General features: G+C 71.3%; 14 protein-coding genes. 3 read left to right on the top strand and 11 right to left on the bottom strand.

Annotation, left to right across the window (positions count from 1 at the left end):
* Positions 1-127: 127 nt before the first annotated feature.
* From infB to rimP, 4 genes are all read right to left on the bottom strand, one after another.
* Entirely contained in the window at positions 128-3,253 is a 3,126-nt protein-coding gene (infB, locus tag OG917_RS25530) for a translation initiation factor IF-2 (RefSeq protein ID WP_328319937.1), read from the bottom strand.
* A 147-nt stretch (positions 3,254-3,400) separates the two neighbouring features.
* Positions 3,401-3,679 carry a YlxR family protein gene (locus OG917_RS25525; protein WP_328319936.1) on the bottom strand — a complete coding sequence of 93 codons (279 nt, stop codon included), beginning with the start codon at positions 3,677-3,679 and terminating at the stop codon, positions 3,401-3,403.
* A 122-nt stretch (positions 3,680-3,801) separates the two neighbouring features.
* On the bottom strand, positions 3,802-4,803 hold the full coding sequence (gene nusA / locus OG917_RS25520) for a transcription termination factor NusA (RefSeq protein ID WP_328319935.1): 1,002 nt from the start codon (positions 4,801-4,803) through the stop codon (positions 3,802-3,804).
* A gap of 2 nt (positions 4,804-4,805) precedes the next feature.
* A complete protein-coding gene (gene rimP, locus OG917_RS25515; protein ID WP_328319934.1) occupies positions 4,806-5,303 on the bottom strand; it encodes a ribosome maturation factor RimP in 498 nt (165 codons plus the stop codon).
* 182 nt (positions 5,304-5,485) lie between these two features.
* Between rimP and OG917_RS25510 the strand changes: the two genes are divergently transcribed.
* The 3 genes from OG917_RS25510 to OG917_RS25500 are packed head-to-tail and all read left to right on the top strand — an operon-like array spanning position 5,486 to position 7,370.
* Entirely contained in the window at positions 5,486-6,019 is a 534-nt protein-coding gene (locus OG917_RS25510) for a twin-arginine translocation signal domain-containing protein (protein WP_328319933.1), read from the top strand.
* Positions 6,019-6,471 (top strand): ferritin-like domain-containing protein, encoded by a 453-nt coding sequence (locus tag OG917_RS25505; protein WP_328319932.1) that lies wholly within the window; start codon positions 6,019-6,021, stop codon positions 6,469-6,471. The genes OG917_RS25510 and OG917_RS25505 overlap by 1 nt, the downstream gene beginning before the upstream one ends.
* Complete coding sequence (locus tag OG917_RS25500) at positions 6,468-7,370, top strand: aminoglycoside phosphotransferase family protein (protein WP_328319931.1); 903 nt, start codon at positions 6,468-6,470, stop codon at positions 7,368-7,370. The genes OG917_RS25505 and OG917_RS25500 overlap by 4 nt, the downstream gene beginning before the upstream one ends.
* A 72-nt stretch (positions 7,371-7,442) precedes the next feature.
* Here the strand turns inward: OG917_RS25500 and OG917_RS25495 are convergent, their stop codons facing one another.
* From OG917_RS25495 to OG917_RS25465, 7 genes are all read right to left on the bottom strand, one after another.
* A complete protein-coding gene (locus OG917_RS25495; RefSeq protein ID WP_328319930.1) occupies positions 7,443-9,137 on the bottom strand; it encodes a proline--tRNA ligase in 1,695 nt (564 codons plus the stop codon).
* Between the two features lie 101 nt (positions 9,138-9,238).
* A complete protein-coding gene (locus OG917_RS25490; protein ID WP_328319929.1) occupies positions 9,239-9,787 on the bottom strand; it encodes a GNAT family N-acetyltransferase in 549 nt (182 codons plus the stop codon).
* Positions 9,788-9,817: 30 nt separating this feature from the next.
* Positions 9,818-10,663 carry a GNAT family N-acetyltransferase gene (locus OG917_RS25485; RefSeq protein ID WP_328319928.1) on the bottom strand — a complete coding sequence of 282 codons (846 nt, stop codon included), beginning with the start codon at positions 10,661-10,663 and terminating at the stop codon, positions 9,818-9,820.
* Between the two features lie 242 nt (positions 10,664-10,905).
* Positions 10,906-12,060, bottom strand: coding sequence for a flavodoxin-dependent (E)-4-hydroxy-3-methylbut-2-enyl-diphosphate synthase (gene ispG, locus OG917_RS25480; protein WP_328319927.1), 1,155 nt, complete (start codon positions 12,058-12,060; stop codon positions 10,906-10,908).
* A 164-nt stretch (positions 12,061-12,224) separates the two neighbouring features.
* Complete coding sequence (locus tag OG917_RS25475; RefSeq protein WP_328319926.1) at positions 12,225-13,529, bottom strand: M50 family metallopeptidase; 1,305 nt, start codon at positions 13,527-13,529, stop codon at positions 12,225-12,227.
* Entirely contained in the window at positions 13,526-14,785 is a 1,260-nt protein-coding gene (gene dxr / locus OG917_RS25470) for a 1-deoxy-D-xylulose-5-phosphate reductoisomerase (RefSeq protein ID WP_328319925.1), read from the bottom strand. The genes OG917_RS25475 and dxr overlap by 4 nt, the downstream gene beginning before the upstream one ends.
* 78 nt (positions 14,786-14,863) lie before the next feature.
* Positions 14,864-15,604: a hypothetical protein gene (locus OG917_RS25465; protein WP_328319924.1), complete on the bottom strand. Its 741-nt coding sequence runs from the start codon at positions 15,602-15,604 to the stop codon at positions 14,864-14,866.
* Positions 15,605-15,694: the final 90 nt, after the last annotated feature.

Below are 15,694 nucleotides of genomic sequence, written 5' to 3'. Positions count from 1 at the left end.
GCAGGGACACCCGAACCGTACACGCAACGGCCGGGGCCGCTCGACGGAAATAACTCCCGCCGAGCGGCCCCGACCACTGCACCGTCCAGGGGCTGTGCCCCCGGATACGGATCGTCCGCGATTCGGATCAGCCGCGGGGCTTCTCGCGCATCTCGTACGTCGCGATGACGTCGTCGATCTTGATGTCGTTGAAGTTGCCGAGGTTGATACCGCCCTCGAACCCTTCGCGGATCTCGGTGACGTCGTCCTTGAAGCGGCGCAGACCGGAGATGTTGAGGCTCTCCGCGACGACCTTGCCGTCACGCAGCAGGCGCGCCTTGGTGTTGCGCTTGACCTCGCCGGAGCGGACCAGCACACCGGCGATGTTGCCCAGCTTGGACGAGCGGAAGATCTCGCGGATCTCCGCCGTGCCGAGCTCGACCTCTTCGTACTCCGGCTTGAGCATGCCCTTGAGGGCCGCTTCGATCTCTTCGATCGCCTGGTAGATGACCGAGTAGTACCGGACGTCCACACCTTCGCGCTCGGCCATCTGCTCGGCACGCCCCGCGGCGCGCACGTTGAAGCCGATGACGATGGCGTCGGAGCCGGTCGCCAGGTTGATGTCCGACTCGGTGACCGCACCCACACCGCGGTGCAGGATCCGGATGTCGACCTCTTCGCCGACGTCGAGCTGGAGCAGCGAGGACTCGAGAGCCTCCACCGAACCGGACGCGTCGCCCTTGATGATGAGGTTGAGCTCCTGGACCAGACCGGCCTTGAGCGCCTCGTCCAGGTTCTCCAGGGAGAACCGGACACCCTTGCGGGCGAAGTTGGCGTTGCGCTCACGGGCGGCACGCTTCTCGGCGATCTGACGGGCCGTACGGTCCTCGTCGACCACCAGGAAGTTGTCGCCTGCACCCGGGACGTTGGTGAGTCCCAGGACCAGGACGGGGGTCGAGGGACCCGCTTCCTGGACGTTGTTGCCGTTGTCGTCGAGCATCGCCCGGACCCGGCCGTACGCGTCGCCGACGACCATCGTGTCGCCGATGCGCAGCGTGCCGCGCTGGACCAGGACGGTCGAGACAGCACCGCGGCCCTTGTCCAGGTGGGACTCGATCGCAATACCCTGCGCGTCCTGCTCCGGGTTGGCCCGCAGGTCGAGCGAGGCGTCGGCGGTGAGGACGACGGCCTCCAGGAGGGACTCGATGTTGAGGCCCTGCTTGGCGGAGATGTCGACGAACATCGTGTCGCCGCCGTACTCCTCGGCCACCAGACCGAACTCGGTGAGCTGACCGCGCACCTTGGTCGGGTCCGCGCCCTCGACGTCGATCTTGTTGACCGCGACCACGATCGGCACGTCGGCCGCCTTGGCGTGGTTCAGCGCCTCGATCGTCTGCGGCATCACACCGTCGTTGGCCGCCACCACGAGGATCGCGATGTCGGTCGACTTGGCACCACGGGCACGCATGGCGGTGAACGCCTCGTGACCCGGGGTGTCGATGAAGGTGATCCTGCGCTCTTCACCGTTGACCTCGGAGGAGACCTGGTACGCACCGATGTGCTGGGTGATACCGCCGGCCTCGCCCGCAACGACGTTCGTCTTGCGGATCGCGTCGAGCAGCCGGGTCTTACCGTGGTCGACGTGACCCATGACGGTCACGACCGGCGGACGCGCGACGAGAGCTTCCTCGCCACCCTCGTCCTCGCCGAACTCGATGTCGAAGGACCCGAGCAGCTCGCGGTCCTCCTCCTCGGGGCTGACGATCTCCAGGACGAAGTTCATCTCGTCCGCGAGGAGCTTCAGCGTCTCGTCGGGGACGGACTGCGTCGCAGTGACCATCTCGCCGAGGTTCAGCATCACGCCGACGAGCGACGCCGGGTTGGCGTTGATCTTCTCGGCGAAGTCGGTGAGCGAAGCACCGCGCGACAGCCGGACAGCCTGTCCGTTGCCACGGGGCAGCATGACGCCGCCCACCGACGGAGCCTGCATCGACTCGTACTCCTGGCGCCTCTGCCGCTTCGACTTGCGACCACGGCGGGCGGGCCCGCCGGGACGGCCGAAGGCGCCCTGTGTGCCACCGCGGCCACCGGGGCCGCCGGGACGGCCCGCGAAACCGGGACGACCGCCGAAGCCACCGCCGGGAGCGCCGCCACCGGGACGACCGCCGAAGCCGCCGCCACCACCGGGACGACCGCCGCCACCGGGACCTGCCGGACGACCGGCGAAGCCGCCGCCGCCCGGACGGGCACCGCCGCCGCCACCGGGACGGCCTGCGCCGCCGCCGGGACCACGACCGCCACCGCCGGGACCGCCACCGGGGCGGGGGCTGGCTGCGGGACGCTGCGGCATCATGCCGGGGTTCGGGCGGTTACCACCGGGGGCGCCGCCGGGACCGCCGGCGGGACGTGCGCCGCCCTGCGGACGGGGCATGCCACCGGGGCTGGGGCGGGCGCCGCCCTGACCCTGGCCCTGGGGACGCGGAGCGCCACCGGGACCACCCTGCGGGCGCGGGCCGCCGGGGCGGTCCTGGCCGCCGCCGGGACGCGGGGCGCCACCGGGACGGGGTGCCTGCGGGCGGGCCATACCGGTGGAACCACCGGAGGTGAACGGGTTGTTGCCCGGACGGGGACCGGACGGGCGGTTGCCGCCGGGGCGCGGGGCGCCCTGGCCGGCCGGCCGTGCCGGACGCTCGCCGCCGCGGCCACCGTCACGCTGACCGCCGGCCGGGGCCGGACGGGCGTTGGCGGGACGCGGGCCGGGTGTGGCACCCGGGGAACGCGGGGCCTGCGGCTCCGCGGGCTGGGCCGGTGCGGGCGCCGAGAACTCGGCGGCGGGCACCGGAGCTGCCGGGGCGGGCTTGGCCGCGGGCTTCGGACCCGGACGCGGGCCCGAGGCTGCCGGGGACGGCGCCGACGGCGTGGTGGGGGCGCTGCTCTGCGGGGCCTCGGCGGCGGCCGGCTTGGGGGCCGGGACACCGGGCTTGGGGGCAGCGGGACGGGCCGCGGCGGCCGGAGACGGCGCCGACGGTGTGGAAGAACCCGCACGGGGTGCGGGCGAGGGCGCGGCCTTGCGGGGCGCGCCGGGCTTGGCAGCGGACTTGCCGGCGTTGCCGCCGGGCCCCTGCAAAGCGTCAGTCAACTTGCGTACAACCGGCGCCTCGATCGTCGAGGACGCCGAACGTACGAATTCACCGAGTTCCTGGAGCTTGGCCATGACGACCTTGCTCTCAACTCCGAACTCCTTGGCGAGTTCGTATACCCGGACCTTAGCCACTTCGCTCCTTTTAGGTCCGGGTTACCGCCGGACCGTCGCTACTTCATGGGCGTACTCATCGCGTACTCATCGAGTGCTCATCGCAATCTCGACCTACTTCCAACTCGCGAGGTACCTGACCGCACGGGGACCCGTGCCGTTCACTTGTTACGGTGCTGCCTGCCCGACGTACTGGTTCAGCTCCGCGCTGTCGAGCGCTCCCCTGACCTTGAAGGCCCTGGAGAACGCCCGGCGGCGGACCGCCAGGTCGAGGCAGACCGAGGCGGGGTGCAGATACGCACCCCGGCCGGGCAGCGTACCGCGCGGATCAGGGGCGCATTTGCCCCCGTCCACGACGATGCGCAGCAGTTCGCTCTTGGCCGTCCGCTCCCGGCATCCCACGCAGGTTCGCTCAGGGCGTGCTCGGTCGACTGTCCGGCCAGACACGTTTAAGTCTACCTCCCCGTAACGACCCCACCCGATTGGGGCAGGAATCGAACGGATGTTGTCTCGAAGTTTTCTGCAATCGTGCAGATGTGATCCCGGCCACCCGGCCGGGACGCGGGGGCTCAGTCCTGGTCACCCCGGCCGTCGGACGGCTCGGTGTCCGGGCGGATGTCGATGCGCCAGCCGGTCAGCCGGGCGGCGAGACGGGCGTTCTGCCCCTCCTTGCCGATGGCCAGCGAGAGCTGGTAGTCGGGCACCGTGACCCGCGCCGAACGCGCGGCCAGATCGACGATCTCGACCTTGCTGACCCGGGCCGGCGAGAGCGCGCTGGCCACCATCTCGGCCGGGTCGTCCGACCAGTCCACGATGTCGATCTTCTCGCCGAGCAGCTCGGCCATGACATTGCGGACCCGGCTGCCCATCGGGCCGATGCAGGCACCCTTCGGGTTGAGCCCGGACCTCGTCGACCGCACGGCGATCTTGCTGCGGTGACCGGCCTCGCGCGCGATGGCCTCGATGACGACCGAGCCGTCCGCGATCTCCGGGACCTCCAGCGCGAAGAGCTTCTTCACCAGGTTGGGGTGGGTGCGGGAGAGCGTCACGGACGGGCCGCGCACCCCCTTGGCCACCCGGACCACGTACGTCCGCAGCCGGAGCCCGTGGCTGTAGGTCTCGCCGGGCACCTGCTCCTGCACCGGCAGGATCGCTTCCAGCTTGCCGATGTCGACCAGCACGTTCCGCGGGTCCTTGCCCTGCTGCACGACCCCGGCGACCACATCGCCCTCGCGCCCGGCGTACTCGCCGAAGGTCAGGTCGTCCTCCGCGTCCCGCAGCCGCTGCAGGATGACCTGCTTGGCCGTGGTCGCGGCGATCCGGCCGAAGTCGGACGGGGTGTCGTCGAACTCCCGGGACTCCTGGCCCTCTTCGAGGTCGGCCGGGTCCTCCTTCGCCCAGACCGTCACATGACCGTTGTCGTGGTCGAGGCGCACGCGGGCGAGGCGGCGGCTTCCCTCGGTGCGGTGGTAGGCGATGAGGAGGGCCGACTCGATCGCCTCGACCAGCAGGTCGAAGGAAATCTCCTTCTCCTTCGCCAAGCCCTTCAGAAGCTTTACGTCGATGTCCATGGCTACGCCTCCTCTTCCTTCTTGTCCTTGCGGTTGAATTCGAGCTCCACACGCGCCTTGTCGATCTCCGTGAAGGCGATCCGGCGGGCGGTCGGCTTGCGCCCCTTCACGCCCGGTACCTCCAGGTCGAGCCCTTCGGCGTCCACCGCGAGGATGCGCGCGATCACTTCGTCGCCCCCGGCCAGCGTCAGCTTGGCCAGGCGGCCGGTGGCCCGCACATAGTGGCGGTGCTCCGACAGCGGGCGGTCGGCTCCCGGCGAGCTGACTTCGAGCACGTACTCGCCGTCGCCCATCACGTCGCTCTCGTCGAGCTTCTCGGAGATGGCCCGGCTCAGCTCGGCGCAGGTGTCCAGCTCCACGCCCTCGTCGGAGTCCACGGTGATCCTCAGTACGCCACGCCGGCCGGCCCGGGAGACTTCGATCTCTTCCAGATCCAGGTCCTTGGCGGCGACGAGCGGTTCCAGCAGCCCGCGCAGCCTCTCGCTCTGGGTGGTGCTCATCCGGGTGACTCCTCGGCCGCGTGTGCTGTTGTGGGATCGGCGTGTTTTCTCGATCGCCGCGTGTCTGATCGTCGCGTGTCAGATCAAAGGGTATCCGGTCGCCAGGGGTGTTGCCGTCCTCGCTGTGTTGACCCGCAGGTACGCTCGCCTGCGGTGATCACTTCGGGCCGAGGGAGAGACACGTGCTGGGCACGGGGACCACACGCAGGAGTGTGCTGGGCGCGACGGCGGCTGCCGGTGCCGCGCTCCTGACCGGCTGTTCGGAGCGGTCCGCCGCCCACCGTACACAGGGTTCGGCCGCCGCCGGAGCCGCGGACGCGCTCCGCCGGCGTTCCGCGCGGACCAGCGGCGCCCTGCTCGCGCTGTACGACGCGGTGCTCGCCAGGCACGGGGACCCGGCCACGGAGAAGCTGGCAGGCCCACTGCGCGCCGCCGTGGCCCTGCACGTCGAGGCGTTGACGCCGCCCGCGCAGGACCCGGGTTCCGGGGCGCCCGGCGGCCCGCCGGGCGCGAAGCGATCCCCGGCGCCCGCACCTCCCGGGGTGCCCGCGGACCGGAAGGCCGCTCTCAGGGCACTCGCGGCGGCCGAGCGGCGCACCGCCGACGCCCACACCGCCGCGCTCGCCGGCGCTCCGCCCGAACTGGCGCGGCTGCTGGCGTCGGTCGCTGCCGCTTCCGCCGTCCACGCGTATCTGCTGACCCCGGGGGACCACTGATGAGCGCACTCGCAGCGGCACAGGCCGCCCTGGCCGCCGAGCACGCCGCCGTGTACGGATACGGCGTCGTGGGCGGCCGGATCGCCCCGGAGCGCAGGGACGAGGCACACCAGGCGTACGACGCCCACCGCGCCCGGCGTGATGCGCTGGCGCGCACCGTGCGCGACCTGGGCGGCAGGCCCGTCGCGGCGTCGGCCGCCTACGCGCTGCCCTTCGACGTGGCGGGGAAGGACGACGCGGTCCGGCTCGCGGCGCTTCTTGAGGACCGGGTCGCCGACGTCTGCTCCGACCTGGTGCGGGCCGCCCGGGGGCCGCTGCGGCACGAGGCGGCGCTGGCCCTTCGGGAGGCCGCAGTGCGGGCTGCACGGTGGCGCGGCGACGGCAGCGTAGCCTTTCCGGGGCTCGCCGAGCGGGCCTCCGCAAGCGCCGGAAAGGGAACCACGCACGCATGACTTTCGAACCGCCGCAGCGGCTTGTCCGGGCGCTCGGCGAGACGTACGGGGACGCCGCCGCCGCCGACTGGCTGAGCCGGATTCAGACTGATATGCAAGGGGCCCTCGCCGTACGGGAGTTGACCGCTGAGCGGGTACAGGCACCCGGGGGTCGCAGCGCTCTGATCGTGCTGGTGCGCGGCACCGCGGGGACGCACGCGGTACTGAAGCTGGCCCCGCCCTTCGCCCGGCCGGACCTGGAGCGGGCCGCACTGGCGCACTGGAACGGCTGGGGCGCGGCCGAGCTGCTCGACGACGGCTCCCCCGGCGACTCCGCGCTCCTGCTGGAGCGTCTGCACCCCGAGGTCTCGCTGCACTCGCTCCCGGAGGCCAAGGCCCTCCTGGAGGCCGCGGGCACGGTGCGCAAGCTCTGGGTGGCCCCGCCGGACGGGCACGGTTTCGAGACGGTGGCCGAGCGCACCGCGCGGCAGGCGGTGGCGATGCGCGCGACGGCCGAGCCACTGGTGGCCCCCCTGGTCGACGCGGCGCTCGCGGCGCGCGACGAGCTGCTCGCTTCGCCTTCCGAGAGCGTGCTGCTGCACGGCAACTTCCGCCAGAGCAAGGTGCTCGCGGGCGAACGCACCCCGTGGCTGGCGGTGGGCCCGGACCCGGTGGTGGGCGAGCGCGCCTACGACCTGGCCCGGCTGGTGCGCGACCGGGTGGACGACCTGGTCGCAGCCGCTGTCGGCCCCTCCACGGTGCGGCGCCGGGTGAACCGGCTGGCGGACTCGCTGGAGGTCGAGCACGCGCGGCTGCACGGCTGGACGCTGTTCCGCGCGGTGGAGTCCGGGGTGCGGGCGGTCGCGGCGGGGCGGCGCCAGGACGGCGAGCTGCTGCTGGAGTTCGCGGGCTGGCTCTGACTTCGCTGCGCGGCTCCGGCACAGGGCGGGCCGGGGTCCGCCCCCGGCCCGCCCGTGCATGTGCGGCTGCGCTCAGCCGGCCAGCCTGGCGAGCGCCTCGGCGACCGTGAGCTCCTCGCGCTCGCCCGTGCGGCGGTCCTTGAGTTCGAGGATGCCGTCCGCCGCCCTGCGGCCTGCGACCAGGATCTGCGGGACACCGATCAGCTCGGAGTCGGTGAACTTCACGCCGGGAGAGACCCCGGCACGGTCGTCGACCAGCACCCGCACACCGGCCGCGCCCAGTTGCCCGGCGACGTCCAGGGCCAGTTCGGTCTGGAGCGCCTTCCCGGCGGCGACGACGTGCACGTCGGCCGGGGCGACCTCCTTGGACCAGCAGAGACCCTTGTCGTCGGCGGACTGCTCGGCCAGCGCCGCCACGGCGCGGGAGACGCCGATGCCGTACGAGCCCATGGTGACCCGGACGGGCTTGCCCTGCTGTCCCAGCACGTCGAGCTGGAAGGTGTCCGCGTACTTGCGGCCCAGCTGGAAGATGTGACCGATCTCGATCGCACGGTCCAGGTTGAGGCCGGTGCCGCAGGCGGGGCAGGGGTCGCCGGCCTCGACGACCACCACGTCGAGGTAGTCGTCGACCGTGAAGTCGCGTCCGGCGACGACGTTGCGCGCGTGCTTGCCGGGCTTGTTGGCACCGGTGATCCAGGCGGTGCCGGCCGCGATCCGCGGGTCGGCGATGAAGCGCACCTTTTCGAGCCCCTGCGGGCCGACGTAGCCGCGGACCAGGTCGGGGCGGTCCTCGAAGTCCTCGGCGGTGACGAGCTCGACCACGGCCGGTGCCAGGTGCTCGCCCAGTTTGCCGAGGTCCACCTCGCGGTGGCCGGGCACGCCGACCGCGACGATCTCACCGTCGACCTTCACGAGCAGGTTCTTCAGAGTGGCGGACGCGGGGACGCCCAGGTGCGCCGCCAGCGTCTCGATCGTCGGGGTGTCCGGGGTGTCCAGCTCCTCGACGGCGCCGTGCTCCGCGCTCCCGGCGGCCGGGGCGGTGAAGGTGACCGCCTCGGTGTTGGCCGCGTAGTCGCACTGCGGGCAGTCGGCGAAGGTGTCCTCGCCCGCGGCGGCCGGGGCCAGGAACTCCTCGGAGGCCGAGCCGCCCATGGCGCCGGAGACGGCGGAGACGATGCGGTGGTCGAGACCGAGGCGCTGGAAGATCCTGATGTACGCCTCGCGGTGCAGCCGGTAGGACTCGGCCAGGCCCTCGTCCGTGGTGTCGAAGGAGTACGAGTCCTTCATCTGGAACTCTCGGCCGCGCAGCACGCCGGAGCGCGGACGCGCCTCGTCGCGGTACTTCGTCTGGATCTGGTAGAGCATCACCGGCAGGTCCTTGTAGGACGTGCACTGGTCCTTGACGGTCTGGGTGAAGATCTCCTCGTGCGTCGGGCCGAGGAGATAGTCGGCGCCCTTGCGGTCCTTGAGGCGGAAGAGCAGGTCGCCGTACTCGTCCCAGCGGCCGGACGCCTCGTAGGCCTCCTTGGGCAGCAGCGCGGGCAGCAGGACCTCCTGCGCGCCGATGCCGTCCATCTCCTCGCGCACGACGCGCGAGACGTTGTCCAGGACCTTCTTGCCCAGCGGCAGCCAGGTCCAGATCCCGGCGGCGTTGCGGCGTACGTATCCGGCGCGGACCAGGAGCTTGTGGCTGAGCGTCTCCGCGTCCGCCGGGTAGTCGCGCAAGGTCTTGACCATCAACCGGGACATGCGCTGGACCTGGGCCATGGTGACTCTCCTGCTTGGCTGTGTTTTCCGGGGGACGTCCCCCGGACCCCCGTCGGTGATGTCAGGAGGTTAACCGGGCCCGGCGGGCGGGCGGAAATCGGTTACGCGGGCGGAGCGGGCCTGAGCAGCGGGAGCGGGGCGCCCATCACCGCGTACGGCGTTCCTGCGCTGGGGAAGTGGACCTGCCGCGCGAGGTCCGTGTACCCCAGGGAACGGTAGAGGCCGCGGGCCGGGGACTCCCGATCGATCGCGGAGAGGATGGAGCGCGGTTCGGCCGCGCCGTCGGTGATCGCGGTGATCAGCGCGCGGCCGGTGCCCTGGCCCTGGAAGCCGGGGTGGACGTGCAGTTCGGTGATGACGAAGGAGTCGTCGAGCCAGAAGTCGGTACGGGTGGCGCGCAGATACGGTTCGACGACCGTGGACCACCAGTGGCCACGGCTGTTGGGCATCCCGTACACGAAGCCGACCAGGCGGCCGTCGGGCGCCGTCGCACCGAGGGCGCGGGCGCCGGGGTTCTGCAGGTGGCGCAGCACGATGTGGCGGCGTACGGCGACCTCTGCCTCGCCGAGGCCGAACGCGACGGCCTGCACGGCCAGCGCCTCGTCCACTCGTCCGGCGAGATCGACCGGTCCGACCACTGCGTCATCCATGGTCGGCACCCTAACCGCAGAACTCCGGCGTCAGAACAGGACGCTCATGAAGGCTCCGACCTCGCGGAAGCCGACCCGGCGGTAGGAGGCGCGCGCCGCGGAGTTGAAGTCGTTGACGTAGAGGCTCACCACGGGGGCGACATCGGCGAGCGCGTAGCGCAGGACGGCCGCCATGCCCGTCTCGGAGAGCCCGCGGCCGCGGTGCTCGGGGGCGACCCAGACGCCCTGGATCTGGCAGGCCAGGGTGGTGGCGGCGCCGATCTCGGCCTTGAAGACGACCCGGCCGTTCTCCGTCCGGGCGAAGGAGCGTCCCGCGCCGACCAGTTCGGCGACGCGTGCCTGGTAGAGCAGTCCGCCGTCCCCGGCCATCGGGGAGACGCCGACCTCCTCGGTGAACATGGCCACGCAGGCGGGCATCACCACGTCCAGCTCGTCCTTGCGGACGCGGCGGACGAGCGGGTCGGGCTCGATGTCCCGTGAGGGCTCCTCGGTGATCATCAGCGGCTGGTGGGGGCGGACGTCTCGGGCGGGGCCCCAGCTGGGTTCCAGGAGCTTCCACAGCAGCGCGGTGGCCTCGGCGGGGCCCACGATGGAGGAGCAGCGCCGGCCGGCCCTGCGGGCGCGTTCGGCGAAGGCGCGTACGGCGTCGGGGCCGGCGCAGATCGGGACGAGGTTGGCGCCGGAGTAGCAGAGCGAGCGGAGCCGTCCCCCGGTGTACCAGCCCCACATCTCACCGCCGAGCCGCCACGGGTCGAGCCCCGCGACCTGGACACGGGAGGTCACGAAGGCGTTGACGACGGGGTCGCTGTGCAGGATCGCGAGCGCCGCGTCGAGTTCGCCGGGGTCCAGGACCCGGGTGGTGGTCTGCGTCAACACAAGGGTCGCTCCAACGCTCCTTCGGGGCAGTGTCACGGCAGCGCGCCCATTGCCGGCGTTGCGGCGCGCATGTCCGGCGTCGGTCACGGCTTGGCCGACGCGTCACCGCGAGAAGCCCCTCGGGGCGGAGTCACACGGTCTGCTGGTCTCCGAACTGTACCCGGAGATGTGTCACAGCACCGCTCGCGCGGGAGAGGCCCTGCCGTGAGGGAGGGTCCTGTCCCGCGCCCCGCAGGAGCGGGTCAGCTGACGGAGACGGCGGGCTCACCGGAGGCGATGCCGTCGCGCTCCATCTGCTCGGCGATCTTCATGGCCTCTTCGATGAGAGTCTCGACGATCTTCGACTCGGGGACGGTCTTGATGACCTCGCCCTTCACGAAGATCTGTCCCTTGCCGTTGCCCGACGCCACGCCGAGGTCGGCTTCGCGCGCCTCGCCGGGACCGTTGACGACGCAGCCCATCACGGCGACGCGCAGCGGGACCTCCATGCCTTCGAGTCCGGCGGACACCTGGTCGGCCAGCTTGTAGACATCGACCTGGGCACGGCCGCAGGAGGGGCAGGAGACGATCTCCAGACGACGCTGCCTGAGGTTGAGCGACTCCAGGATCTGGATGCCGACCTTGACCTCCTCGGCGGGCGGGGCGGAGAGCGAGACCCGGATCGTGTCGCCGATGCCCTCGCTGAGCAGCGCGCCGAAGGCGACAGCGGACTTGATCGTTCCCTGGAAGGCGGGGCCGGCCTCGGTCACCCCCAGGTGCAGCGGGTAGTCGGACTGCGCGGCCAGCTGCCGGTAGGCGTTGACCATGACGACCGGGTCGTTGTGCTTCACCGAGATCTTGATGTCGCGGAAGCCGTGCTCCTCGAAGAGCGAGGCCTCCCACAGCGCCGACTCGACGAGCGCCTCCGGGGTCGCCTTGCCGTACTTCTTCAGCAGCCGTGCGTCCAGCGAGCCGGCGTTCACGCCGATCCGGATCGGCGTCCCGGCGGCGGAGGCCGCGAGCGCGATCTCCTTCACCTTGTCGTCGAACTGCTTGATGTTGCCCGGGTTGACCCGCACCGCCGCGCATCCGGCGTCGATCGCCGCGAAGACGTACTTCGGCTGGAAGTGGATGTCTGCGATGACAGGAATCTGCGACTTCTTCGCGATCGTCGCCAGCGCGTCCGCGTCGTCCTGCGTCGGGCAGGCCACCCGTACGATCTGGCAGCCCGAGGCCGTCAGCTCGGCGATCTGCTGGAGCGTGGCCCCGATGTCCGAGGTCCGCGTCGTGGTCATCGACTGCACGGAGACGGGTGCGTCGCCTCCGACGGCCACCGAACCGACCTGGATCTTGCGGCTGATCCTCCGGTCGGCGAGCTTGGTCGGAACGTCCGGCATTCCGAGAGAAATCGCAGTCATGCGCAGTGCATCCCCAAGGGTGTGGATCGAGGTCCCGGAATCAACGGGCTTCGGCCACCGAGATTACGTCACGCGGGGCCGCACACGAACATCCGCGCCCGTAAACCACCCAAAGGTGAGCGGCCGCACACCAAGGGTGCGCGGCCGCCGTTTTCCGGTTGATCTCAGGTGATTTTGACGGGGTTGACGATGTCGGCGACCAGGACGAGCAGGGTGAAGCAGACGAAGACCCCGGCGACGACGTAGGCGACGGGCATCAGCTTCGCGACGTCGAACGGGCCCGGGTCGGGCCGCTTGAAGACCTTGGCCAGATTGCGCCGCAGCGCCTCCCACAGGGCTCCCGCGATATGCCCGCCGTCCAGGGGCAGCAGCGGCAGCATGTTGAAGAGGAAGAGCGAGAGGTTGAACCCGGCCAGCAGGAACAGCATCATCGCCAGCTGGTTCTGCGCCGGCACGTGCAGTGTCATCACCTCGCCGCCGATCCGGGCGGCGCCGACCACACCGACCGGCGAGTCGGCCTTGCGCTGTCCGCCGTCGAAGGCGGCGTTCCAGAGGTCCGGGATCTTGGACGGCATCGCGATGATCGAGTCGACGCCGTTCCCCACCATGTCGCCCATCCGGCCCACCGAGGCACCGAAGGAGAGCGGTTTGATCTCCGTCTGCGCGGCGAACCCGAGGTAGCCGGCCGGGACGTACTTGTCGGGGACGACGTCCCCATTGGAGTCCTTGCGGGCCACCATGTTCCTGGCGAGCTTGGCATGCAGGGTCTGCTGCTTGCCGTCGCGCACGACGGTGAGGGTGGCCGGGCCGATGGTGTCGCGGATGTGGTTGGACAGGTCGGACCAGGTGGAGACCTTCGCGCCGTTGAAGGCGACGATCTTGTCGCCCTCCTTCAGGCCCGCGGCCCTGGCAGGCGAGACCGGGTCGCCCTTCTCACAGCTCTGGCGCTTCTCGCTCTGCGAGATCACGCACTTCTGCACACCCGCGACCTGGGTCGTCTGCGTCTCGAAACCGAAGGACATCGCGACCCCGACGAAGATCACCACGGCGAGGACCAGGTTCATGAAGGGGCCCGCGAACATCACGATCATGCGTTTCCACGGCTTGCGGGTGTAGAAGAGCCGCTCCTCGTCCCCCTCCTCCAGCTCCTCGAAGGCCGCGGACCGCGCGTCCTCGACCATGGAGCGCCAGGGCGAGGTGGACCGGGACTCGATCCTGCCGTCCGCGCCGGGCGGGAACATGCCGATCATGCGGATGTACCCGCCGGCCGGGATCGCCTTGAATCCGTACTCCGTGTCGCCCTTCTTCCGCGACCACAGGGTCGGGCCGAACCCGACCATGTACTGCGGGACGCGGATGCCGAAGAGCTTCGCCGTCGAGAGGTGGCCCAGCTCGTGCCAGGCGATCGAGAAGAGCAGCCCGAAGACAAAGATGACGATGCCGATGACCGTCAACACGATCGTGGTCATGCGCGAGCCTCCGCTGTGGCCTTCTGGGCGAGTTCACGGGCCCGGGCACGTGCCCAGGTCTCCGCTTGCAGGACGTCCGCGACCGTCAGGGAAGTTCCCGTACGGGGCTCACCGTGTTCGGCCACGACTGCGGTGACCGTATCCATGATTCCGTTGAAGGGCAGCTTTCCGGCCAGAAAGGCGTCGACACACTCCTCGTTCGCCGCGTTGAAGACGGCGGGGGCCGTGCCGCCCAGGGCTCCGACGTGCCGGGCCAGGCCGACGGACGGGAAGGCGTCGGTGTCCAGCGGGAAGAATTCCCAGCTGGACGCCTTCGTCCAGTCGAAGGCGGGGGCGGCGTCCGGGATCCGCTGCGGCCAGCCGAGCCCCACGGCGATCGGCCCGCTCATGTCGGGCGGCGTGGCCTGCGCGATCGTCGAGCCGTCGGTGAACTCGACCATGGAGTGGACGTACGACTGGGGGTGCACGACGACCTCGATGCGGTCGAACGGGACGTCGTAGAGCAGATGCGCCTCGATGACCTCCAGCCCCTTGTTGACCAGGGTCGCCGAGTTGACCGTGATGACCGGGCCCATCGCCCACGTCGGGTGCGCCAGCGCGGCGTCGGGGGTGACGTCCGCCAGCTCGGCCCTGGTCCGCCCGCGGAACGGCCCTCCGGACGCGGTGACGATGAGCTTGCGCACATCGGCGCGGGTGCCGGACGCCAGTGCCTGGAAGAGGGCGGCGTGCTCGGAGTCGACCGGGATGATCTGGCCGGGCCTCGCCAGCGCCTTCACCAGCGGGCCGCCGACGATCAGCGACTCCTTGTTGGCGAGGGCGAGCGTACGGCCGGCGGAGAGCGCCGCCAGGGTGGGGGCGAGGCCGATCGAGCCGGTGATGCCGTTGAGCACGGTGTGGCAGTCGGAGGCGGCGAGTTCGGTCGCGGCCTCCGGCCCCGCCAGGATCTCCGGGAGCGGCTCGGATCCGTACTGCGCTGCCAGCGCCTCGCGCAGCGCGGGCACGGTGTCCTCGCGGGCGACGGCGACGGTACGGACACCGAGCCGGCGCGCCTGCTCGGCGAGCAGGGAGACCCGCCCGCCGGCGGCGGAGAGCGCCGTCACCCGGAAGCGGTCGGGGTTGCGCAGCACCAGGTCGATGGCCTGGGTGCCGATGGACCCGGTCGAGCCGAGGACGACGATGTCCCGGCGTCCTTCGACAGGGTCGAAGACGATGTGCGGGTCGGCGAGGATGGCAGGGCTGTCGCTCATGCCCCCCATTGTTGCCGCATCGGCCGGCCGCCAGGACAGTGAGGCCCGGTTCCGGTGTGCGCGGCGGGTCACGGCGGGGTGCACCGGTCAGGCCGTACGGGTCGCGGCCAGGAACTTCTTCCACTGCCCGTCGATCACCCCGGGCGGCACCGCGCCGACGTCCTGCGGCGAGCTGATCCCGGACCGGAAGGAGAGGGTGGTGGATCCCGACCGTACGACGGTCAGGTACTCGCGGTGGCACGCCTTCCCCCTGAGGTCGCGGACGGTGAGCCTGAAGGCCTTCGCCTCGTCACCGATCCGCGGCGGCCGGAGGGTCTCGGTCTTCAGGTACCGGGCCCTGACGACGGACCGGTCCTCGGTGAAACCGTCTCCGCACAGGGCGCCCGCGCGGGTGAGCGCCGTCATGACCCGGGCGGCGCCGCCGTCCGCGTACGAGCGCAGCTGGACCGCGGTGTTCTCGCCCAGCAGACTGTCGGGGCGGTAGACCTCGCGGTTGACCTCGGCGCGCGGTGCGCCGTACCGGGTCCCGCCCGTCCTGAGGCTCACGAGGGGCAGGCAGGCGGCGGGGTCGGCGGTGTACTCGTCGGAGAAGGGGGCACCCAGGCCGTACTCGCTCGCGGTGAACTCCCCCACCGCCTCACCCTGGGTGAAGGACGCCGCGGTGAGCCGGGCCGCGCTGAGCGGTCGCGGCTCACGCGCCCCGGCGGCGGGCCGGGCGGGCTTGTCGTCCCGGCCCTGGCCGCCGCAGGCGACCGCCGCCGCGCAGACGACGGTGATCAGTGCCGCCCCCGCCGCACGGCACCACTGCCGTGTCTCCGTCTGGTACATCGCCACTCCCGGCCCGCCGCCCCTCGGTGTTGATCAAGGCTGTCGGTCAACGGCCGATTGTCCGCCATCCCGAGGCTCCCGGTCCGGCCG

It is taken from the genome of Streptomyces sp. NBC_00388 (genome assembly GCF_036061255.1).
Classification (GTDB): domain Bacteria; phylum Actinomycetota; class Actinomycetes; order Streptomycetales; family Streptomycetaceae; genus Streptomyces.
Note: the sequence above shows the minus strand (reverse complement) of the source record. Positions and strands in the feature narration are given on the sequence as shown.